23 protein-coding genes are annotated in these 22246 nt (G+C 54.7%); 10 read left to right on the top strand and 13 right to left on the bottom strand.

What is annotated here, in order from left to right:
* Positions 1-22: 22 nt before the first annotated feature.
* The 4 genes from DBR37_RS05455 (at position 23) to DBR37_RS05470 (ending at position 4615) form a co-directional block, all read left to right on the top strand.
* Positions 23-832, top strand: a complete 810-nt coding sequence (locus DBR37_RS05455) for a carbon-nitrogen hydrolase family protein (protein WP_124573469.1) — start codon at positions 23-25, stop codon at positions 830-832.
* A gap of 85 nt (positions 833-917) precedes the next feature.
* The gene (gene tldD, locus DBR37_RS05460) at positions 918-2378 is read left to right on the top strand and encodes a metalloprotease TldD (RefSeq protein WP_124573470.1); all 1461 of its coding nucleotides are present in this window, start codon (positions 918-920) and stop codon (positions 2376-2378) included.
* A 288-nt stretch (positions 2379-2666) separates the two neighbouring features.
* Positions 2667-3734, top strand: a complete 1068-nt coding sequence (gene aroG / locus DBR37_RS05465) for a 3-deoxy-7-phosphoheptulonate synthase AroG (RefSeq protein ID WP_124573471.1) — start codon at positions 2667-2669, stop codon at positions 3732-3734.
* 158 nt (positions 3735-3892) lie between these two features.
* Entirely contained in the window at positions 3893-4615 is a 723-nt protein-coding gene (locus DBR37_RS05470; protein WP_124573472.1) for a hypothetical protein, read from the top strand.
* 98 nt (positions 4616-4713) lie between these two features.
* Here DBR37_RS05470 and DBR37_RS05475 read toward each other — a convergent pair whose 3' ends face one another.
* Positions 4714-5358, bottom strand: a complete 645-nt coding sequence (locus DBR37_RS05475) for a TIGR02281 family clan AA aspartic protease (RefSeq protein ID WP_124573473.1) — start codon at positions 5356-5358, stop codon at positions 4714-4716.
* 45 nt (positions 5359-5403) lie between these two features.
* On the bottom strand, positions 5404-5889 hold the full coding sequence (locus tag DBR37_RS05480) for a YajQ family cyclic di-GMP-binding protein (RefSeq protein ID WP_124573474.1): 486 nt from the start codon (positions 5887-5889) through the stop codon (positions 5404-5406).
* Positions 5890-6013: 124 nt separating this feature from the next.
* On the opposite strand from DBR37_RS05480, the gene murB reads away from it, so the two are divergent.
* Complete coding sequence (murB, locus tag DBR37_RS05485) at positions 6014-7042, top strand: UDP-N-acetylmuramate dehydrogenase (RefSeq protein ID WP_124573475.1); 1029 nt, start codon at positions 6014-6016, stop codon at positions 7040-7042.
* Between the two features lie 9 nt (positions 7043-7051).
* On the top strand, positions 7052-7360 hold the full coding sequence (locus DBR37_RS05490; protein WP_124573476.1) for a DUF1294 domain-containing protein: 309 nt from the start codon (positions 7052-7054) through the stop codon (positions 7358-7360).
* A 72-nt stretch (positions 7361-7432) separates the two neighbouring features.
* Here the strand turns inward: DBR37_RS05490 and DBR37_RS05495 are convergent, their stop codons facing one another.
* From DBR37_RS05495 to DBR37_RS05535, 9 genes are all read right to left on the bottom strand, one after another.
* Positions 7433-8737: a histone deacetylase gene (locus tag DBR37_RS05495; protein ID WP_124573477.1), complete on the bottom strand. Its 1305-nt coding sequence runs from the start codon at positions 8735-8737 to the stop codon at positions 7433-7435.
* A 21-nt stretch (positions 8738-8758) separates the two neighbouring features.
* Positions 8759-10417, bottom strand: coding sequence for a hydantoinase/oxoprolinase family protein (locus DBR37_RS05500; RefSeq protein WP_124573478.1), 1659 nt, complete (start codon positions 10415-10417; stop codon positions 8759-8761).
* A 461-nt stretch (positions 10418-10878) separates the two neighbouring features.
* Positions 10879-11913, bottom strand: a complete 1035-nt coding sequence (trpS, locus tag DBR37_RS05505; RefSeq protein ID WP_124573479.1) for a tryptophan--tRNA ligase — start codon at positions 11911-11913, stop codon at positions 10879-10881.
* Positions 11914-12005: 92 nt separating this feature from the next.
* Positions 12006-12320, bottom strand: coding sequence for a pyrimidine/purine nucleoside phosphorylase (locus DBR37_RS05510; protein ID WP_012078710.1), 315 nt, complete (start codon positions 12318-12320; stop codon positions 12006-12008).
* A 47-nt stretch (positions 12321-12367) separates the two neighbouring features.
* On the bottom strand, positions 12368-13708 hold the full coding sequence (gene argG / locus DBR37_RS05515) for an argininosuccinate synthase (protein WP_124573480.1): 1341 nt from the start codon (positions 13706-13708) through the stop codon (positions 12368-12370).
* Between the two features lie 73 nt (positions 13709-13781).
* Entirely contained in the window at positions 13782-14696 is a 915-nt protein-coding gene (gene argF, locus DBR37_RS05520) for an ornithine carbamoyltransferase (protein WP_124573481.1), read from the bottom strand.
* 98 nt (positions 14697-14794) lie between these two features.
* Positions 14795-15688, bottom strand: a complete 894-nt coding sequence (rsgA, locus tag DBR37_RS05525; RefSeq protein ID WP_124573482.1) for a ribosome small subunit-dependent GTPase A — start codon at positions 15686-15688, stop codon at positions 14795-14797.
* Positions 15688-16050, bottom strand: coding sequence for a 4a-hydroxytetrahydrobiopterin dehydratase (locus DBR37_RS05530; protein ID WP_124573483.1), 363 nt, complete (start codon positions 16048-16050; stop codon positions 15688-15690). Before DBR37_RS05530 ends, rsgA begins: the two co-directional genes overlap by 1 nt.
* An 11-nt stretch (positions 16051-16061) precedes the next feature.
* Positions 16062-17321, bottom strand: a complete 1260-nt coding sequence (locus DBR37_RS05535) for a M48 family metallopeptidase (protein WP_124573484.1) — start codon at positions 17319-17321, stop codon at positions 16062-16064.
* Positions 17322-17371: 50 nt separating this feature from the next.
* Here DBR37_RS05535 and orn point away from each other — a divergent pair, with 50 nt between their 5' ends.
* Entirely contained in the window at positions 17372-17959 is a 588-nt protein-coding gene (orn, locus tag DBR37_RS05540; RefSeq protein ID WP_124573485.1) for an oligoribonuclease, read from the top strand.
* Between the two features lie 64 nt (positions 17960-18023).
* On the opposite strand, the gene DBR37_RS05545 is transcribed toward orn, so the two are convergent.
* Positions 18024-18728, bottom strand: a complete 705-nt coding sequence (locus DBR37_RS05545; RefSeq protein WP_124573486.1) for a UPF0149 family protein — start codon at positions 18726-18728, stop codon at positions 18024-18026.
* A 133-nt stretch (positions 18729-18861) separates the two neighbouring features.
* Here DBR37_RS05545 and DBR37_RS05550 point away from each other — a divergent pair, with 133 nt between their 5' ends.
* From DBR37_RS05550 to DBR37_RS05560, 3 genes are read left to right on the top strand one after another with little or no spacing between them, the layout of a single operon-like run.
* Positions 18862-19854, top strand: coding sequence for a serine/threonine protein kinase (locus DBR37_RS05550; RefSeq protein WP_124573487.1), 993 nt, complete (start codon positions 18862-18864; stop codon positions 19852-19854).
* A gap of 7 nt (positions 19855-19861) precedes the next feature.
* Positions 19862-20608: a sulfite exporter TauE/SafE family protein gene (locus tag DBR37_RS05555; RefSeq protein ID WP_124573488.1), complete on the top strand. Its 747-nt coding sequence runs from the start codon at positions 19862-19864 to the stop codon at positions 20606-20608.
* A gap of 45 nt (positions 20609-20653) precedes the next feature.
* Positions 20654-21736, top strand: coding sequence for a GGDEF domain-containing protein (locus tag DBR37_RS05560; RefSeq protein ID WP_124573489.1), 1083 nt, complete (start codon positions 20654-20656; stop codon positions 21734-21736).
* 37 nt (positions 21737-21773) lie between these two features.
* On the opposite strand, the gene DBR37_RS05565 is transcribed toward DBR37_RS05560, so the two are convergent.
* The gene (locus tag DBR37_RS05565; protein WP_199739048.1) at positions 21774-22112 is read right to left on the bottom strand and encodes a hypothetical protein; all 339 of its coding nucleotides are present in this window, start codon (positions 22110-22112) and stop codon (positions 21774-21776) included.
* Positions 22113-22246 lie beyond the last annotated feature (134 nt).

Below are 22246 nucleotides of genomic sequence, written 5' to 3' on the forward strand. Positions count from 1 at the left end.
CAAGCGTACAGAAAGCTGAATCATGACGAACCCACTCTCGCGTGTTGCCGCGATCCAGATGATTTCTACTCCGTCGATAGAGGAGAATATCGCGACGGCCGGGCGCCTGATAGCGCAAGCTGCACAGCAAGGTGCGCAACTGGTGTTACTGCCAGAGTACTGGGCGGCGATGGGCATGCACGAAACTGACAAGCTGGGCTATGCCGAGCAGGTGGATGTCGGGCCTATCCAGGAATTCATGGCAGCGACTGCACGCGAACATCAGATCTGGCTGATAGGCGGTACCCTGCCGCTGGCGGCGCAAGTCGCTGATAAAGTCCTGAACACCATGATGGTGTACAACCCGGCTGGCGAGCGCGTACAGCGTTACGACAAAATCCATCTGTTCAGCTTCACCAGGGGTGAAGAATCCTATGACGAAGCGCGCACCATCGTGGATGGTCATGATGTGACGACCTTCGATGCGCCGTTTGGCAAAGTCGGTTTGTCGGTTTGCTACGACTTGCGTTTCCCGGAGCTGTACCGTGCGATGGGGGATTGCACACTGATCGTGGTACCGGCTGCATTTACTTATACAACCGGTAAGGCGCACTGGGAAATCCTGCTGCGTGCCCGCGCCATAGAAAATCAATGTTATGTGCTGGCGGCAGCGCAGGGCGGACGTCATAAAAACGGCCGTACCACCTGGGGCCACAGCATGCTGATCGATCCGTGGGGCGAGGTAAAAACCGTGCTGCCAGAGGGCGAAGGCCTTGTAATTGGCGACATTGAACCCCATTATTTATCAGGTGTTCGGGAAAATCTTCCTGCATTGAAACATCGCAAGCTGTAGTAGTTGGGGGCGAAGGAGCCATTTGCTCTACAATTCGCCTATCCGAATCAATTTTTGCGCTTGACGCGTAAATAGCAAAGACACAATGACTCCATTCGAACCAAATCTCAAAACGCTAGCCGTCGCCCGCGATGTATTGTTGACGCCTTTTGGCCTGGATGAATCCATCCTGATCAAAACGCTGGGGTCGATGTTTACGCATCGCGTTGACTATGCAGATTTGTACTTCCAGTTCACCAAGAGTGAAGGCTGGAGTCTGGAAGAAGGCATCGTTAAGACCGGTAGCTTCTCCATCGACCAGGGTGTCGGCGTGCGCGCCGTATCCGGCGACAAGACCGCATTCTCGTATTCGGATGAAATCTCCGAACGCGCCTTGCTCGAAGCCGCACAGGCGACGCGTACCATCGCGCGCCAGGGCGCAGGCAAGATCAAGGTAGCGTCGGCGATCCAGCACGCTGGCGGCCGCTCGCTGTACCTGCCGCATGATCCGCTGACGTCGCTGGATGCAACGGAAAAAGTAAAGCTGCTGGAAAAAATAGAACGTATCGCACGCGCCAAAGATCCGCGTGTGGTGCAAGTCATGGCTGGCCTCGCTGGCGAGTATGACGTCGTACTGGTGGTACGTAGTGATGGCGTGCTGGCTGCCGATATCCGTCCTCTGGTACGCGTGTCGATTACCGTGATTGCAGAACAAAATGGTCGTCGTGAAATGGGTTCCAGCGGTGGCGGTGGTCGCTATAGCTATGCCTACTTCGACGATGAATTGCTGGAAAAATATGCGAGCGAAGCAGTTGCTTCTGCGCTCGTGAATCTGGATTCGCGTCCGGCGCCTGCCGGTCCGATGACCGTGGTGCTTGGCCCTGGCTGGCCGGGTGTCTTGTTGCACGAAGCCATCGGTCACGGTCTGGAAGGTGACTTCAATCGTAAAGGTTCGAGTGCATTCTCCGGTCGCATCGGCGAGCGTGTCGCAGCGAAAGGCGTAACGGTAGTGGATGACGGTACGATCGCTGATCGTCGTGGTTCGCTGAATATTGATGACGAAGGCAATCCGACGCAGTGCACTACGCTGATCGAAGACGGCATTCTGAAAGGCTATATCCAGGACACCATGAATGCGCGCCTGATGAAAATGCCGGTGACTGGTAATGCACGTCGCGAATCGTTTGCGCACCTGCCTATGCCACGCATGACGAACACTTATATGCTGGGCGGGGATAAAGATCCTGCTGAAATCCTGGCGTCGGTAAAGAACGGTTTGTATGCGGTGAACTTCGGCGGCGGTCAGGTTGATATCACCAACGGTAAATTCGTATTCTCGGCCAGTGAAGCCTACATGATCGAAAACGGCAAGGTGACTTACCCGGTCAAAGGCGCCACCCTGATCGGCAATGGCCCTGACGTGTTGAATCGTGTATCGATGATAGGCAATGACATGCGTCTCGACAGTGGCGTGGGCGTGTGCGGCAAGGAAGGCCAGAGCGTGCCGGTAGGCGTCGGTCAGCCGACCTTGCGTATCGATGGGGTGACAGTGGGCGGTACGGCCTGATAGTGTTGGTATTCAGGCCATAATTGTTATATCTGTCACGCCTTTTAACCGTTTTGCTTGCGAAACCCACGGATTTATTGCACTATTACCGACAGATAACCGCATTACACCTGAAAACATGACTTCTTCGCGCTTCCAATTTTACTTTTACTTTAGCTATTCCAGCCCAACGGCGGTGGAGAAGCGGTAAGCGCGCAGGTAAAAAAAGCTTAGACCGAAATTCTTTAAAAAACCGCCCGCGATGGCGGTTTTTTATTTTTGCAGAACAGATTTTGACTGGAGAAAAACATGCCACGCACAGATGATTTACGGATTCGAGAAATGAAAGAACTGACGCCACCATCGCATTTGATACGTGAGCTGGGCATTACCGAAAAAGCAGCAACGACCGCAGCGAATGCGCGCGTCGCCCTGCATCGCATTTTGCATGGACAGGATGACCGCCTGATGGTGGTGATCGGACCTTGCTCCATCCACGATCCTAAAGCCGCGATGGAATACGCGAACCGCCTGATCAAGGAGCGTGAGCGTTTCGCTGGTGAATTGGAAATCGTGATGCGCGTGTATTTCGAGAAGCCACGTACCACGGTCGGCTGGAAAGGCCTGATCAACGATCCGTACATGGACAATAGCTTCCGCATCAATGACGGTTTGCGTATTGCGCGTGAGTTGCTGTTGAACATCAACGAACTGGGCCTGCCTGCAGGTACAGAGTTCCTCGACGTGATCAGCCCGCAATACATCGCCGACCTGATCAGCTGGGGCGCGATTGGTGCGCGTACCACCGAGTCGCAGGTACACCGTGAACTGGCATCCGGCCTGTCGTGCCCGGTCGGTTTCAAGAACGGAACCGATGGCAACGTGAAAATCGCAGTTGATGCGATCAAGGCCGCATCGCAGCCGCATCACTTCCTGTCGGTGACCAAGGGCGGTCATTCAGCGATTGTCTCGACGCTCGGTAATGAAGATTGCCACGTCATTCTGCGCGGCGGTAAAACGCCTAACTACGATGCTGTCAGCGTTGAGCAGGCATGCAAGGATATCGCTGCAAACGGCCTGGCTTCACGTTTGATGATCGATACCTCGCACGCGAACAGCTCGAAGAAACCGGAAAACCAAATCCCGGTATGCGCCGATATCGCCAAGCAGGTTGCCGGTGGCGACACCCGCATCGTCGGTGTGATGGTTGAATCGCATCTGGTGGCTGGTCGTCAGGATCTGATCCCGGGCAAGGAATTGGTCTATGGCCAGTCCGTCACCGACGGTTGCATTAACTGGGAAGACAGCCTGGGCGTGCTGGAAGGTCTGGCGGAAGCGGTCAAACAACGCCGTCACGTCAAGGATCCGGACGCTTAAGAGCGCCAAGTCGAAATCAAAACGGGCACTGCTTGCAGTGCCCGTTTTTTATTCTGCGACCGAAAACCATGGTTTCCGGCGATTTTTAAGACGTTTAAAGATTGATAATGTCGGGAAACTAATTACACTATGGATTCCCTTATCTTTCCTTCATCACTATGAAAATCCTCATTACGCTCGCTTGTGCTGTGTGCTTCTCGGGTATCGCTACTGCGGCGACGCAGGAAGATGATGTCAATCGTTATGTGCAGATATTCTCCAGCAGCCAGACTTTTGATCAGCACGCGGTAGAAGCATTGGCCTGGATGGGCGTTTCGGATCCACGTGTATTCGACGTCGTTGAGCGTCGTGTGCTGGCCGGTGTGGCACAGGGCCAGCCTGATAAACACACGAAGAATGAGATCGGACTTTCGATACGCGCGCTGGGCTTCTCCGGGCAGCCTAAGTACAGAGATACCTTGTTGCAGATTTCGGCAGATCGCGTCTACGGACGCTACGCCAAAACAGCATTGGAAGATTTACCCGATTACCAGAAATGGAATCCGATCATTTCCAATCGTGCGAACTTTGATCCTAAATATAGCGATGATGTAAATCGCGTCCTGATCATGCTGCGCTCCGATGATTTTGAATTGAAAAAGATAGGTGCCAAACGTATCTATTTCCAGAATAAGGATGAGGTATTGCTGGATGCGTTGGTAGAGCAGATCCGTGCAAGCTATCAGTACAGCAATGCACAACGCAGCGATACGATAGCGTGGATGGTCAAGGCACTGGGCAGCGCCAAACAAGCCAAGTACCGTCCTGTATTGGAAGAGGTCGTTACTTTTACAACCGATCGCAAGATTGCGAGACACGCCAAAGAAGCTTTGGAAAAGTAATACATTCCTGATCGCGGCAGTCTGAAAACTGTCGGGGCACTATGTAAAACGGGCACTGTATGCAGTGCCCGTTTTTTATTGTCGGCCGTGTCTGACTATTAAAAACGCTTGGTCAGCAGCATTTGCTCGCCTTCACGGCGCATTTCGGTGCGCTTCAGGAAAGACATGCCGAGCAAGGCAAAGCCCAGATCGTTTTCCTGTACCAGTGCATCGACCTGATTGAGCACGATGTCACCGACTTTCACTGTATTCAGGACGACGTGGTAGGCGGGGATGGTACCGTTGGCCGTGCTGACGTAGGTCTGGCGTCCTTTTTTGTAGTCTATGCCCAGTCGTCGAGCATCGGAGGCAGACAGCGCGATCATCGATGCGCCGGTATCCACCAGCATGCGCATGCTGCCACCGTTGATCTGCCCCTGTACCAGGAAGTGACCGTGCGTATCAGCTTGCAGGGTGACGCTGCTGGCGCCGGAAGGCGCGATGCGATTGACATGGCCGCCTATTTCTATCCGTTGCTTTTTGCCATTGCTGGCTACGGTCGCGGTGGTCTGGTCTACGTCGGTCAGTGTAATACCCGGGGTGATGGTGTTGCCGACCGCGTAGGTTCGGGGCGCGCCGCCGTTTATGACCAAGACTGCTTTGCCGGGAAACAGACCAACCACACTGATGTTGGTGGCGGAATCCGCTGCATGTGCCTGCCAGCTGAGCAGGCACAGGAGAGTTGCAAGCAGTGTAGTTTTCATGGCGGTGGCCTGAGGTTGTTGGGACTGCTTGCAGCGATTGAATGATTAATCGCGATAGTTATCGAAAGTCAGCGGCAAATCTTTTACTTCTTTCAATAAGAGGGCCTGAGCTTCTTGCAAGTCATCCCGCTTTGCGCCGGTAATGCGGACGGCATCGCCTTGTATGCTTGCTTGTACCTTCAATTTGCTATCTTTGACGAGGCGGACGATCTTTTTAGCAGCGTCCGATTCAATGCCGTTTTTGATTTTAATAACCTGCTTTAACTTGTCTCCACCGATTTTTTCGATGTTGCCATGGTCCAAAAAGGCCAGATTGAATTTACGTTTGCTGAACGTATCTGTCACCACGTCTCGTACCTGGTCCAATTGGAAGTCGGAATCAGCATAAATGCTGATGTCACGTTCTTTCAATTCAACGCGCGCGCTGGTTCCCTTGAAATCAAAGCGTGTATTAATGATTTTCTCTGCTTGGATAATAGAGTTTTTGACGGCTTCTAAGTCGGCTTTTGACACGGTATCAAACGATGGCATGGTGATTTCCTTCTTGCGGGGCTCGCGGCAGGGAGCCGGCGTAAGCCTGTTGTTCATTCGGTTTGGCTGCCATTCTAACGGACAAAAAACCGGGCAGCTAGTGCTGCGATTATAATCGCCCACTATGACTCATTCTTTGCCCGTACAGCACCATTTTTCCTTGCGCCACCTGAATACCTTCGGGGTAGCGGCGAGTGCGCAAGCCTATCTTCCTGTCAGCAAGGTCGAGCAGCTGGAACAGGTGCGGCAGGATCCTGCGCTGGCTGCTTTGCCACGCCTGGTGCTGGGTGGCGGCAGCAATATCCTTTTGACACGTGATTTCCCCGGGCTGGTGCTGCATATGGGCATCAAGGGCATGGAAATCGTCGGTGAAGATGAGGTCGCCACCTATGTTCGTGCTGCCGCCGGGGAAAACTGGCATCAGTTCGTGCTATGGACGCTGGAACAAGGACTGGGCGGGCTGGAAAACCTGTCCCTGATACCGGGCAGTGCAGGGGCGGCGCCTATCCAGAACATCGGCGCCTATGGCATAGAGATCAAGGACAGGTTTCACGCGTTAACAATGTTTGATTTCGCCACGGGTGAACAGCGCGTGCTGGACAAGGCCGCCTGCCGCTTTGCTTACCGCGACAGTGTCTTCAAGCACGAGTTGCGTGATCGCGCAGTGGTACTCGATGTGACCTTTGCCTTGCCCAAGCAATGGCAGCCCAATGTGCGCTATGCCGATGTGGCGCAGGAACTGGCAGCACGTTCGATTACCGAACCGACACCGCAGGACATCAGTGCTGCCGTGATCGCCATACGCACGCGTAAATTGCCCGATCCTGCCGTCATCGGGAATGCAGGCAGTTTCTTCAAGAACCCGGTAGTGACGCCGGCACAACGCGATAACTTGCTGCAGCGCTATCCGCAGATGGTCAACTATGCGCAGCCGGATGGCAGCGTCAAGCTGGCGGCGGGCTGGCTGATAGACCAGTGCGGCTGGAAGGGCAGGACGGCAGGCGCAGCCGGGGTCTATGAGAACCAGGCGCTGGTGCTGGTGAACCGTGGCGGTGCCAGCGGTGCCGACATCGCACAACTGGCTGCAGCAATACAGGCCGATGTGGCGCAACGCTTCGATGTGCAGCTGGAACCTGAACCGATTTTTCTTTGAGTTCTAATAATGGATAGCAAGATTTTATTGCAGGTGCTGGGTAGTTATTTCACACTCAGTCTGTTGAGCTTTGCCGCGTACGCGATCGATAAATCGGCTGCGCGCAAAGGCACGTGGCGCATTAGCGAAAACAATTTGCATGTGCTGGATTTCCTCGGCGGCTGGCCGGGCGGATTTGTGGCACAAAGAATGTTGCGGCATAAAACCAGCAAAGCCTCATTCCAGCGTATTTACTGGGTGACGGTGGTGCTGCATTGCGCGTTGGTGGGGTGGTTGCTGTCGCCGTATGGCAGCGATGTCTTGCGGAGTTTGGCTTAATTCATACAGACAGTGTCGGTTCCAGAAAATCTACACTGAAACTGACACTGCCTTTGCTCTGTTCAGAGCGTCTTACTTGGACAAGTAAATATCCTTGTCCTTGTCTTGCAGGAAGACTTGCGTATAGCGTCCGATAGTCGCATTTGCGTATTGATCTTCACCATAGCTACGGCACGGTGCACATGCATAACGCGGGATTTGCACCGCCAGGATGTGGTTGCGGGTATCGTTGCAACGCGAATCGATGACTACCGTACCACCGCAATCCGGGCAGGAACGCACCGTTTCATTGATGTTTTCGCGGATGCCGTCGGTGTCGTAATATACGTCCATGCTGCGCTTGTGGAATTCCTGTTCCGGATAAACCTGCTCACGCAACTCATGTCGGTTGTTCCAGTGATGGAAGGTCGCGTCTTTCAGTTTTTCCAGATAGGCGGTGATGTTGGCCGGTTGCTTCTGACTTTCCGCATCGTAGTCCGGTTCCTTGATATGGCTGAAGTCCATGCCTGCCATCGCCAGGATGATGCCGGTGTTGATATAAGGCAGCGCCGTTTCTATCGAGTAGCCACCTTCCAGCACGGCCAGGTCCGGTGCCAGTCGCTGATTCAGTACCGCGTAGCCACGCGCGGTGAATTTCATGTTGGTGATCGGATCGGAGTAGTGGTTATCCTGTCCGGCCGAGTTGATGATGAGGTCGGGTTTGAATTCGTCGAGGATAGGCATGACGATTTCATCCAGCACATACAGGAAACCTTCTTCGCAGGTGTCCGGTGGCATCGGCAGGTTGATGGTGGTGCCGAAAGCATTCGGGCCGCCGAGTTCATCAGCAAAACCGGAGCCAGGGTAGAGCGTACGACCATCCTGGTGCATGGAAATGAAGAGCGTATTCGGATCGTGCCAGAAGATATCCTGCGAACCGTCACCGTGATGGCAATCGGTATCGACGATGGCGATTTTCTTCACGCCATATTTGTGGCGGATGTACTCGACCATGATGGCTTCCATGTTCAGCGTGCAAAAGCCGCGGCTGCCATGTACCACGCGATAAGAGTGGTGGCCGCAAGGGCGTACCAATGCAAATGCATTGTCCACTTCCTTGGTCATCACCTTGTCTGCCGCCGTGATGCAGCCACCGACCGCGATCAGGTGCGATGCATGCACGATTTCATCGATACCTGGCACGCAGAAATGTACGCGCTGGATATCTTCGACGGTAGCGACGCCGGGTTTGAATTCCTTGATGTTGTCGAAATCCAGCAAGCCTTCTTCAAACACCTGATCCTGCGTGTACAGCAGTCGCTCTTCACGTTCCGGATGTGTGGGTGAAATCGCATAATCAAATGCGGGGAAAAATACCAAACCTGTTTTTTTAGTCACGATGTGTTCCTCACGCTTTGCTTATTGTTGTTGCTTGATAAGTCCGGGTTTGATCTGCAAGCGGACACGTATATTTTTGCCGGTAGTGGCGTAGCCATGAATGACGTTGAATGATTGCAGGTCCGCGACTTCGACTTCAAGGTCTTCATCACGTGCACCGGCAGCCCGGGCGATTTCCAGCAATCGTTCCTTGCCAATCTCGACGATTTCATCGACGCTGGTGCGCGAAGAAATTTTCTGTTTGCGGCCGTCTTCGGCGAAGCTCAGTTGCTGCGATTCGGTATCGGCCAGCAAATTCAGTTCGACCGTGGTGCGTGCCATCGCTGCACCGCTGGCATTGATCACTTCCGAGTCCTGCGGCACGATGGCCGGCAAGGCCAGCAACGCACCTACCTGTTCGGCGATATAAGGAGCAGGGCCGCCGACGGCGATCAATTGTTGCGGTTGCAGGACTTTGCCTTCCAGTAGTTCATGGATGGTGTACACCGGTTTGCTGTTGACCTCTGCAATCATTTCATTGACCTTGGTCGCGATGCGGCCGCACATGGTGTCGACGATCGCTTGCGCCACCTGTTGTGGTGTTTGCTGCAGGCTGGCCGCCAGGCCTTCCATCGCACGCAGCGCCTTGGCCGGGTCGCCGATGTTGGCGCGACCAAGTACGATCAATGCATCAGTAGGTGTCGGGAATGGGCCATCGAATGCCATGGCCGAACCTTTGCGTTCCGGACCGATTTGCAATCCGCCATCGACGACCTGTACCTGGCTGTCGCCACCGAGTGCCATCGAATGTGTGAGCAAGCCGCGTATCAGTGTCTTGTGTCCTTCGATCTCTACGCCTTGTGGTTCCAGCAGCGGTGCGCCATCGGCGAACAAGGCGATGTCGGTGGTGGTGCCGCCGACGTCTATCGATACCGAGTCCGCCGTCGAGCTGACGAAAGGCAGTACGCCCATGATGGTCGCAGCCGGGCCGGACAGGATGGTTTGCACCGGATACTTGCGCGATTGTTCGACGCCTATGGTGCCGCCGTCTGCTTTCAGGATGAAGAGCGGGACATCGACGTTCAGTCCTTGCAGGTAGCTGGCCAATTGATCAACCATACGGCTGTGCAGGCGCCAGATCGCCGCATTGAGGTAGGTGGTGGCGATGCGGCGCGGGAAGTTCAGCACGCCGGATTGATGGTGACCCAGCGAAACATGACTGGACTGGCTATCAAAGTAGGCGCCGACTTCCTGCTCGTGTACCGGATTACGGGTAGAGAATTTGCCGATCACGGCCAGGTTCTCGATCTTGTCCTTGCTGAATTGCTGTTTCAGGGCAGCCAGCTCATCGTCGTCCAGCGCTTCTGCTTCTATGCCGCGATGATTCATATAACCGGCGATCAGCGTGGTCTGGTCAGCCAGCGGCAAGTCCCTGGGCGACACGCCCGGGCCGTTCATGACGATCAGGCCGACCGGATCGAGCTGGTTCTGCGCCACTGCATTGGTAGAGATGGTGGTGCTGAGGACGATGCGATGCAGTTGCTTGATATCGTCAGGCGTAGCGACAGCCTGGGTAGCGCGCATGACGCATCCGAGGATATCGTTCTTGTCGGTCAGTACTTTGGATTTGCGGATAATTTTGCGGTTTTGCATCAATACCGAATCGGTATGGGTGCCGCCGACATCAATTCCAAGAATCATGCTTTTCTTTCTTAGTTAAAACACAGCGGGTAGGTCAAGCGATATTAGAACTCATTTCATCAATATCCGTGAGATGCGTTCTTACCAAAAGCGGTGCTGGCAAGGCGTGCGACGCGTCGCATAGCGGGCTATGCGCAAGGAGCACAACGCGGCCAGCGCCGCTTTTGGTAAGAACCCGAAGGGAACGGGCTATTTGGGCGTATTGCTGCGTTGCGCCGCTTGCCAAGGGGACCACCCTTGGCTGCGCGACACGCCTTGCACTACCTCCCAAATAGCCGCGTTCGCACTCGCGGATATTGATGAAATGAGTTCTAGTTAATTCAAACTGGCAGAGAGCAATCTTTAACAGCGTCATTATGGTGGAAGGCATGCAGGGCCGTCCAGACGGCACCGTTTATGAAAAAGCCCGCCTTCATGACGAAGCCGGGCTTTTTGTAAGCTATGCAATCAAATGCGCTAGCTTAGTCAAAGTAGTTCAGTCCCATTGAAGCATTGACTTCAGACAGTGTTTTGGCTGCGACTGCACGTGCACGCTCGGTACCGCGTTTGAGCATGGCGAGCACTTCGCCTTTGTCTTGCGCATATGTTTCGCGGCGGGTACGTATCGGCTCTATCATCGCTTGCAGCTGCGCTTCCAGGCGGCGCTTGACCACGCTGTCACCCAGACCGCCACGGCGATAATGCGCTTTCAGCTCTTCTACTGCAGCCTTGTCGTCATCAAAAGCATCGAGGAAGGAAAACACGACGTTACCGTCAACCTGGCCGGGATCTTCGACCTTCAGGTGATTCGGGTCGGTGTACATCGCATTGACGGCTTTTTTGATCTCTGCCGCAGTGGCGCCCAGCGCGATCGAGTTGCCGAGCGATTTGCTCATCTTGGCTTTGCCATCGATGCCAGGCAGGCGGCTGGTGGCGGACAGCAATTCCTTGCATTCGACCAGGATATCCTTGCCGACCACGCTGTTGAACTTGCGCACCAGCTCATTGGTTTGCTCGATCATAGGCAACTGGTCGTTACCGACTGGTACCAGGGTCGCCTTGAACGCGGTGATGTCTGCGGCCTGGCTGACCGGATAAGTCAGGAAGCCGGCCGGGATGTCGCGTTCAAAATTGCGCAGGCGAATTTCTTCCTTGATGGTCGGATTGCGCTCCAGGCGCGAAACCGTCACCAGATTCAACAGCACCATCGACAGTTCATACAGCTCAGGGATCTGCGACTGGATGAAGATCGTGGATTTCTCCGGATCGATACCGACCGCCAGATAGTCGAGCGCAACTTCGAGGACGTTTTCGGTCACGCGTTGATGGCGGCCGACGTTATCGGTCATCGCTTGCGTATCCGCCAGCAGGATGAATTGCTTGTGGGTGTCCTGCAGTTCCAGGCGCGACTTGAGTGAGCCGATGTAGTGGCCGAGGTGCAAGGGACCGGTCGGGCGGTCGCCGGTCAGGACGATGGCAGGGGAAGCGGCTGCTGCCGATGGGGCGTTCGAAGACATGTTTACTCCGTGATATGCGACTATGCGTCCGGCAAAAAAGCACAAAGACCGGTTGGTTTATCCGGTCTTTGGTTTGCGTCAGACGAAATTTTTTAGACGAAGTGGCAAACGTAGTCCAGGGTATCGATGGTTTCGATATCGAAGCTGGAGTTGGCCGGGACGTTGAATTGCTGACCACCTTCATAGGTTTCCCAGTCAGTTGCGCCAGCCAGACGGATGCGGCATTTGCCTGCATTCAATTCCATGATTTCTGCTGCGCCGGTGTTGAACTTCAGCGTCGATGGGAAAATCACGCCTATGGTTTTTTTGGTGCCGTCAGCAAACAGGACGCTGTGCGATACGCATTTGCCGTCGAAGTAGATATTGGCTTTCTTGATGACGCTGACTTGATCGAATTGTGTGCTCATGAGATCTGCTCTGATAAGGGATAAGTTAAAAATTATTCGTCTAAAAATTATTTGTCGCTGTCTTTGGCTATGCGCGGCAAGGACACCGAAGTGTTACCGGTCAGCAGGCCGACATCGTTGTAGATACCGAGTTTTTGACGGGTGTCGGTGATGTCCAGATTACGCATGGTCAGTTGGCCGATACGGTCAGCTGGCGAGAATGGCGCATCTTCGACTTTTTCCATAGACAGACGTTCCGGCGCATAGGTCAGGTTGGCCGATACGGTGTTGAGGATGGAGTAATCGTTACCACGACGCAGTTCGATGGTGACTTCACCGGTCACTGCACGTGCGACCCAGCGCTGTGCGGCTTCACGCAACATGATGGCTTGCGGATCGAACCAGCGGCCTTGATACAGCAGGCGACCGAGACGACGACCGCTTTCGCGGTATTGCTCGATGGTGTCTTCGTTGTGGATGCCGGTCACCAGGCGTTCGTAAGCGATGAACAGCAAAGCCAGGCCCGGAGCTTCGTAGATACCACGGCTCTTCGCTTCGATGATGCGGTTCTCGATCTGATCGCTCATGCCGAGGCCATGACGACCGCCGATGCGATTGGCTTCCAGCATCAGTTCGACCATATTGGTGTACGGCACGCCGTTCAGTGCAACCGGACGGCCTTCTTCAAAGCGCACGGTGACTTCTTCACGTTTGACTTCGACATCGTCACGCCAGAACGCGACACCCATGATAGGTTCGACGATCTTCATGCCGCTGCTCAGTTCTTCCAGGTCTTTCGCTTCGTGCGTAGCACCGAGGATGTTCGAGTCAGTCGAGTAGGCTTTTTCTACCGACATTTTGTAGTCGAAGCCGGACTTGATCAGGAATTCCGACATTTCCTTGCGGCCGCCCAGTTCCTGGATGAAGGTGTCATCCAGCCATGGTTTGTAGATGCGCAGCGCCGGATTCATCAACAGGCCGTAGCGGTAGAAACGTTCGATGTCATTACCTTTGAAGGTGCTGCCGTCGCCCCAGATATCGACGTTGTCTTCTTTCATCGCAGCGACCAGCATGGTGCCGGTAACAGCGCGACCCAGCGGGGTGGTGTTGAAATAAGTCACACCTGCGGTCGAGATATGGAACGCACCGCTTTGCAGAGCTGCAATACCTTCAGCCACCAGTTGTTCACGGCAGTCGATCAGGCGTGCCAGTTCAGCGCCGTAAGCTTTTGCCTTTTGCGGAATCGCGTTGTAGTCGGTTTCGTCAGGCTGACCCAGGTTCGCTGTGTACGCATATGGAATCGCGCCTTTTTGACGCATCCAGTGCAGGGCTGCGCTGGTATCCAGGCCGCCGGAAAAGGCGATGCCTACTTTTTGATTGACGGGAACGGATTGGAGGATATTCGACATGGTGTTTGCTTCGCGTACTTGGTGTAGTTAGGTCAGTGGTGACTGAGCGGGGAAATGGTTGTGTGGTATCTGATTAATCTAGTCGACCGAGGACGAGGTATTCGAGCAAGGCCTTTTGTACATGCAGGCGGTTCTCTGCTTCATCCCAGACCACGGATTGCGGTCCGTCTATGACTTCGGCTGCGACTTCTTCGCCACGATGTGCCGGCAGGCAGTGCATGAACAATGCATCCGGCTGCGCGCGTTTCATCTTGGCGGCATCGACGATCCAGCCGTCAAAGGCTTTCAGGCGTGCTGCGTTTTCTTCTTCAAAGCCCATGCTGGTCCAGACGTCGGTCGTGACCAGGTGCGCCCCGGCACAAGCGTCCGATGGCGATGCATGCAGCGTGTAATGCGTGTTGTCCATCGCGACCAGGGACTGGTCGATTTCGTAACCTTTCGGCGTCGAGACATTGACGTGAAAGTCGAATACCTGCGCTGCCTGCAGCCACGAGTACAACATATTGTTGGCATCACCGACCCAGGCGACCGTCTTGCCCTTGATCGAACCGCGATGTTCGATAAAGGTAAAGACATCGGCCAGTACCTGGCAGGGATGATGTTCATTGGTCAGGCCGTTGATCACCGGTACGCGCGAATTCGCAGCGAAACGCTCGATGATTTCCTGGCCGAATGTACGGATCATGATGATGTCGCACATGCGGGACATCACTTGTGCTGCATCTTCTACCGGTTCACCGCGGCCAAGCTGGCTGTCGCGGGTGTTGAGGTAGATCGCTGCGCCGCCGAGCTGGTGCATGCCGGCTTCAAAGGACAGGCGGGTGCGGGTGGAATTCTTTTCGAACACCATCACCAGCGTACGGTCGCTGAGCGGATGGTAGGGCTCGTAGTTCTTGAATTTGCGCTTGATAACACGGGTACGTTCTATGACGTGCTCGAATTCATCCAGCGTTAAATCGGAAAACTGCAGAAAGTGTTTGATTGCCATAATTGAAAACGGCGGCTAGGTTGGCGCCTGCCGCCGATTGTTGTAACTGCTTCAATTATAAGGGATTTCGATCTAAAAGCCAGCTTTAAGGCCGGAGCCTAGTACAGCTTTTGTGATGATTCATGCAATAACTGCAGGTAGAGCGCATGCCGCATAGGGGCAATGGCTCCGTCCGCAACTGCGGTACGGATCGCACATTCAGGCTCATTTGTATGATGGCAGTTATAAAACTTGCAGTGTCCCAGATACGATGCAAATTCCGGGAAAGCGCGCTCCAGCATGCCTTCGGTCAAATGATAAAGACCAAATTCCTGGAAACCAGGCGAATCGATAATCGCTGTTTCGTCATCAATTGTGTACAAGCGTGTGAAGGTCGTCGTGTGCTTGCCGGTATCGAGCGCGGCCGAGATTTCGCGTACTGCAATGTCGGCATCCGGCACGATCAGGTTGATGATCGACGATTTACCCATGCCCGACTGTCCGATCAGGATGGTCGAATTGCCTGTTAATAATGGCAAGAGTGCGGCACAGGTCGCTTCCGGTTGCGTGGTGGCTGATACTTCATGTACCGGATAGCCGAGGCTGGCATAGAAGGCGACGCGTTGCCGGGTTTTCTCCAGCGAGGCGACGACGTCTATCTTGTTAAGGATGATGTGTACCTTGACGCCCGCTGCTTCGGCGGCCACCAGCGAACGCGATACCAGGTCATCGGAAAAGCCCGGTTCGGTCGCCACCACGATGAAGAGTTGCGACACATTCGCGGCCAGCAGCTTGGATTTGTACTGGTCGGAGCGATACAGCAGGGTGTCCCGTTCGGTGATTTCTTCGATCACGCCCTGGTTGGCCGAGGTCAGTTTCAGTTTGACGACGTCGCCTACTGCGACATCGCTCTTTTTGCCACGCGTGACACATTGCAGTTTCGCGCTATCGGTTTGCACCAGATAGTGGCGGCCATGTGCGGCTATGACGATACCGGTAATGAGTGTGGTCATCAGGATGCAGTCCGTGCTACTGACTGCGCGTAAATCGCATCGAGTTTGGCAGCGCAAATGAAATCGTTGAGCGACAGGCCACCCAGGCCGTTATTCACGGAATGGGTGTCGTATTTCACTACGCATTGTTTATAAGTGATGACCAGCTCGGGATGATGGTCTTCCGTGTGGATGGTGTAAGCGATGGCATTCACAAAAGCCAGCGTCCGGTAGTAATTCTGGAAGGCATAGACCCGTACGATTTTGCCGTCTTGCAGCTGCCAGTCAGGCAGTGCCTGCAAATAAGTCGCGACTTCCGTTGCAGGCAATGCCGACGTTTGCGGTCGGCATGTTTGCAGGCGTAAGTCGGCGGCGCTGTTCATGATGTCCAGATTCAACCTGCCGCCAGCAGTTTGTTGATACGCACTGTGGCAGGCGGATGGCTATCGTAGAACGCCGAATGCAGCGGATCAGGCGTCAGCGTCGATGCATTGTCTTCATACAGTTTGACCAGTGCCGATACCAGGTCTTGCGAATTGGTATGTTGCGCGGCGAATGCATCTGCTTCAAATTCATGTTTGCGTGAGCTGAGCGAAGTCAGCGGCGAGAACAGGAAGGAGAAGACCGGCAAGACCAGTGCAAACAGGATCAGTGCCATTGCATCATTGCTGGCGCCCATCATCGGTTCGACGCCGAGGCCGGTGTAGAACCAGGTCTGGTTTTTCAGGTAGCCGAGCACGGCGAGGAAAGCGAGCGAAGCGGCAAACATGACGACGATGCGCTTGACGATGTGCTTGAGTTTGAAATGGCCGAGTTCATGTGCCAGTACCGCTTCGATTTCATGCGGGGCCAGGCGCTCCAGCAAGGTGTCGAAGAAGACGATGCGTTTCGCCGCACCGAAACCGGAAAAGTAGGCATTGCCGTGCGCGCTGCGACGCGAGCCGTCCATGACAAACAGGCCGCTGGCCTTGAAGCCGACACGTTGCATCAGGTTTTCGATACGGGTGCGCAGGTTTTCATCTTCCAGTGGCTGGAATTTGTTGAACAGTGGCGCAATAAAGAGCGGTACCAGTACCAGCATCAGCATCTGGAACGAGCACCAGAGTATCCATGCATACAGCCACCACAGGTCGCCGGATTGCTCCATCAGGACAATGGTGACCCAGACCAGGCCGAGGCCGAGAGAGAGCGAGATGACGGTGCTTTTCGCCAAATCGGTAAAGAACAGGCGCGGCGACATGCGATTGAAGCCGAAGCGGGCTTCCAGTACGAATTGACGGAAGTAATCAAACGGCAGTTCGATCAGGCCGGAGATCAGGGCGAAGGCCAGTACCAGCGCCAATTGATAGCGATAGCCGGGGCCGAAGATAAACAGCGCGCTTTCCGACAGCCATTGCAAACCGCCCATCAGCGTAAAGCCGATCAGGGTGGCGGCGTTCAGGATCACGATGAACAGTGCGAATTTGGTTTTGGCGACCGAGTAGTCGGCGGCCTTCTGATGCGCTTCCAGCGGTATTTTCCCGACGAATTGCGGCGGCACGGCGGCACGATGCGCCTGTATGTGGCGGATGTGGCGCGAGGCCAGCCAGAAACGTACCAGCAGGCTGATAAGCAGAAAAGTGACAAACAAAACGGTAAACGCGAGGGATGACATTCTTTTCCTGTGAGAAAATGGCGGATTGAGCAGGCTAAAGGAAAACAATTATGTCACAAGCTACTGAATTAGAGTCGTCATCTGCCACCCCATTGCGCCCGAATGAGTTCAACCTGATCTGGGTCGATATGGAAATGACCGGACTCGATCCAGACAATGACCGCATTATCGAAGTTGCCGTCGTGGTAACTGATTCGAACCTGAACATCCTGGGCGAGGGCCCGGTATTTGCCATCCATCAATCAGATGAAGTGCTGGATGGCATGGATGCCTGGAACAAGGGTACGCACGGCCGCTCCGGCCTGATCGACCGCATCAAGGCGTCCACCGTGACCGAAGCCGAAGCGGAAGCCGCGCTGATCGAATTCCTGAAGAAATACGTCCCTAACGGCAAATCGCCGATGTGCGGCAATACCATCTGCCAGGATCGCCGCTTCATGGCGCGTGGGATGCCGAAGCTGGAAGCCTTCTTCCACTATCGCAACCTCGACGTCTCTACCTTGAAAGAGCTGTGCCGTCGCTGGAAGCCTGAGCTGGTCAACGGCTTCAAGAAACATCAAAAGCACACCGCGCTGGCCGACATCCTCGAATCGATAGAGGAATTGCGCTACTACCGCGAGCATTTCATCAAGGAATAATGCAGGTCATACCTGACGTAAAAAAGCCGGCTAGTGCCGGCTTTTTTATGAGTCACTTATTTGATTACTCTGCGCTGTCGGCATTCGCCGCGCCGCAGCATTTTTTATACTTCTTGCCGCTGCCGCACGAGCAATCATCGTTACGGCCGATTTTCGGTTCTTCGCGCTGTACGGTTTTAACCGCGGATTTGCGATGTGGCAGCCAGAACTTGTGGATTTCCGGAATCGCGGATTCGATTTCGATGGTCAGCTTGTGGCATTTGACCGGATTATCGACCAGCACCATTTCTTCTTCTTCGATTTCTTCCGCACCGAGCAGATAGATAGGGCGCATCAGCGGCGCGATATTTGAGGTATTGATCGGCTCCCAGGCTTCGGCGCGCAGACTCATGCCCAGATTGAAGCCCCAGGCCCACGCTTCACCATCGAGTACCGGCTTGCCTTCCCATTCGTGTTCGCAGAACAGCGGTTCGTATTCTTTCGGTGCGACTTCCAGCGTGATGGCGATTTCATTCATGAAACGTGCGATCAGGCCGACGATGCGATCGTATTCCTTGTCGTTCTTGAATTTCGGTACCGCTTCCGCATTTTCGCCCCAGACATGCGGCAACCATTCGACCAGCGGTACTTCTTCAGGGCCGACCACCAGTGCGGTCAGGTAGCCGTGCAGCGAATCCATCGCCATGCAGTCGTCTGCAGTGCGGTCGGAAAGCAGGAATTTGTCGAGTTCGTCGAATTCCTTGTCGGAGAGGGGCTGGTCGAGATGCATGGCGGGATTTTCTTCAATGATGATCAGGGCGACAGTGTACCAGTACCCCTTAGCCTAAGCGATGGCTGCACAGCAATGAAATCTATTGATATTGAGTAAGAGGCTATGAGGCGCGGCACCGTACAATAGGCAAATGAATGATTCCACCCCTTTGTCCTTTTCCACACTGACGCCGGATTGCGTACTCGATGCGCTGGAAAGCGTCGGCCTGTATAGCGATGGTCGTTTGCTGGCTTTGAACAGCTATGAGAATCGCGTCTATCAGGTCGGCATGGAAGATGGACCGCCGCTGGTTGCCAAATTTTACCGCCCCGCACGCTGGACGGACGCTGCCATCCTGGAAGAGCATGCCTTTGTCCATGAGCTGGTGGAAAGCGAGATCCCGGTGGTACCTGCCACCGCGCTGGCCAACGGCAAGACCTTGCATGCGTTTGCCGGTTATCGCTTTGCCGTCTTTGCCCGCCACGGCGGGCGCGCACCTGAACTGGATGATCCGGCTACCCTGGAATGGCTGGGACGTTTCATCGGCCGCATCCATGCGGTGGGCGCATTAAAGAACTTCGAGCATCGTCCGGCGCTGAATATCCAGACCTTTGGTATCGAGCCACGCGATTATCTGCTGGCGAACAATTTCATTCCCCCCGATTTGCTGGATGCGTATCGCAGCGTAGTGACGCAGGCGCTGGATGGCGTGCAGCGTTGTTACGAGCGGGCGGGAGACGTTTCCACTTTGCGCCTGCACGGCGATTGCCATTGCGGCAATGTGCTGTGGACCGATGCCGGGCCGCACTTCGTGGACTTTGACGATAGTCGCAGCGGACCGGCGATACAGGATTTGTGGATGCTGCTGTCCGGTGAACGACGCGATATGGTGCGGCAGTTTTCTGACTTGTTGGCGGGTTATGAAGACTTTGCCGAGTTTGATACACGCGAACTGCATTTGATCGAAGCCTTGCGTACCTTGCGCCTGATCCATTATGCCGCATGGCTGGCGCGGCGCTGGGATGATCCGGCGTTCCCGGTTGCTTTCCCCTGGTTTAACACGCAGCGTTACTGGCAAGACCGGATACTGGAATTACGCGAACAGGTCGCGTTGATGGACGAAGCGCCGCTGTGGACAAATTGATCGTCTGATGGACGCCATCTATCTCTTCATCATTGTGGGTGGCATCGCTGCAGGCTTCGTGCAAGGCCTCTCTGGCTTTGCCTTCGGCATGACAGCCATGTCGTTCTGGGCCTGGGGTATGGATCCGGTGATAGCGGCATCGCTGGCGGTATTTGGCGCGCTGACCGGGCAAATCATTGCAGCGTTCACCGTGAAGCGTGGCTTCGACTGGCAGTTGTTGTTGCCATTCTTTGTCGGCGGCGCCGTCGGTATCCCGTTCGGAGTGTTGCTGCTGCCACTGTTGAATATGGATATGTTCAAGGCCATGCTGGGTGCGATATTGATCGTTTGGTGCCCGTCCATGCTTTTGGTGTCGCGCTTCCCCAGACTGAAACCGCAAGGGCCGCTGGCTGACGGTGCGATAGGCCTGATCGGTGGAGTGATGAGCGGCTTCGGCGGCTTTTCCGGCATCGTGCCAACTTTGTGGTGCACACTGCAGGGCATGGCCAAGGACAGGCAGCGCGTCATTATTCAAAACTTCAATCTGGGCGCTTTGACATTCACGATGCTGGCCTATTTATATAAGGGCCTCATCACAGTCAGCATGCTGCCTTACTTTGCCGTGCTGGTGCCGGCGATGCTGATACCTTCGTTGTTGGGTGCAAAGCTGTATCATCGGATTTCCGATGTGGCGTTCCGGCGGCTAGTGTTGAGTTTGCTTACGCTGTCCGGCATTGCATTATTGAGTTCATCCTTACCCAAACTGCTAAGCTAAACGCAGCCGCTAATAAAAATCGCGATAAAGAAGATGGTCTGATCTATGCCTAGCTTGAGTTGGTTATCCAGTCTTGCCCCACAGCCGTCCGCGATAGGTACCGAACTTGGTCAGGCCAGGTTTCGCGTCCTGAATGTCACACCTTTTTGTCTGTACCTCATCCTCGCCTGGTATTTCCGCTGGCAGACAGTGCCGCTCAGTGTGGTGCTTGGTGCGGTTGGCTATATCGCCTACGCCATGATCTGGGTCGCGGTCGTCCGTTACTCTGTCTTCAGTACCAATGTGCGTCGTACTCTGGCCACCATATTGGATCAGGCTTTACCCGCGCTGGGCATGTATCTGGCGGGTTTCCTGGCCGGGCTGGTGGCGTGGGTGCCAGCGCTGGGTGCAATCGGCAACGGTCTTCGTTTCGGTACGCGCTATACCTGGTTGTCGTCGGTATTGGGCGGGACGCTGATGTCTGTCGCGTTTTATTTTTCGCCGGAGTGGCGTTCGATACCCGGCGTTGCGACTGGCATCATCCTGATTAATGTCCTGGTGCCGCTATATGTCGTCGTGCTGGTCAAGCGGCTGGAACAGGACAAGCAAGCATTTGAGCAACGCGCCGCACACTTCGAAGAAGCGACCAAGCATGATCATTTGACCGGCTTATTGAATCGCGCCGGGTTTGCCGATGTGTTCGATGATTTATTCAGGCCGCCCAAAGCGCGTATCGAGAGCAAGGAAGTGAGCGCAGTCCTGTTGCTGGATCTGGATGGATTCAAGGCGATCAATGATGGCTGCGGTCATGCCGCCGGAGATGCAACCTTGCAAAAGGTTGCGTTCGCCCTGACCGGGTGTGTCCGCGCGTCGGACCGGGTAGCGCGACTGGGCGGCGATGAGTTTGGCATTCTGTTGCGCCATGTCAGCCATCCACAAGACGTTGAGCTGGTGGCGGAAAAAATACTGGCTGCGATCGTTGCAGTGAGCGCGCCACGCAGCGATCTGAGTCTGGGCGCCAGCATAGGAATTTGTGTGTTGCCTCATCCCGACCTGCAAACCTACGAAGAGATCATGCAGGCAGCGGATCGCCTGATGTATGAAGCGAAAGCAGGCGGGAAAAAGCAATTCCGCAAAATGGCGGCCTGATCTCCGGTTCGCCAGATCGCTTCAGGCCGCAGCAGCTTCAGACTTTTTGCGCGTTCCTGGTCAATGCATCCAGCCTGGCGATGACTTGATCTACATCGGCGTCGCTGTTGGCGATCAGTACTGCATGTTCGATCGCATCGTCACGTTTGGTGCTGGCGAAATAGTCGAGCAGGTAATCACCATTTTCCGTTTTGGATACATTGCGGCTGTCATCCTTGGCCAGGCGTCTGGCGTACCAGACAGCGTAGCCGTTCGACTCTTCACAGCAATAGACTTCGGCCGAATGATGCGGGCCCAGCGGATACACTTCCGGATCGGTGTACCAGACCGTCTTGCGCCAGAGGTGATTCTTTTTCGATTCAGGGATAGGACTCATGTTCTTGCTTACTCCGGCTTGTTTCATCGTTAGTCAGGCTAGTGCGGCTATTGTAGTGATATGTGGCACCGGACAGGAATAGAAATACTTCCCTGTCGTCAGGAATTCAAATTTAAGGTGGGGTAGTCTCTTGC

Source organism: Herminiimonas sp. KBW02, assembly GCF_003852535.1.
Taxonomy (GTDB): Bacteria; Pseudomonadota; Gammaproteobacteria; order Burkholderiales; family Burkholderiaceae_D; genus Oxalicibacterium.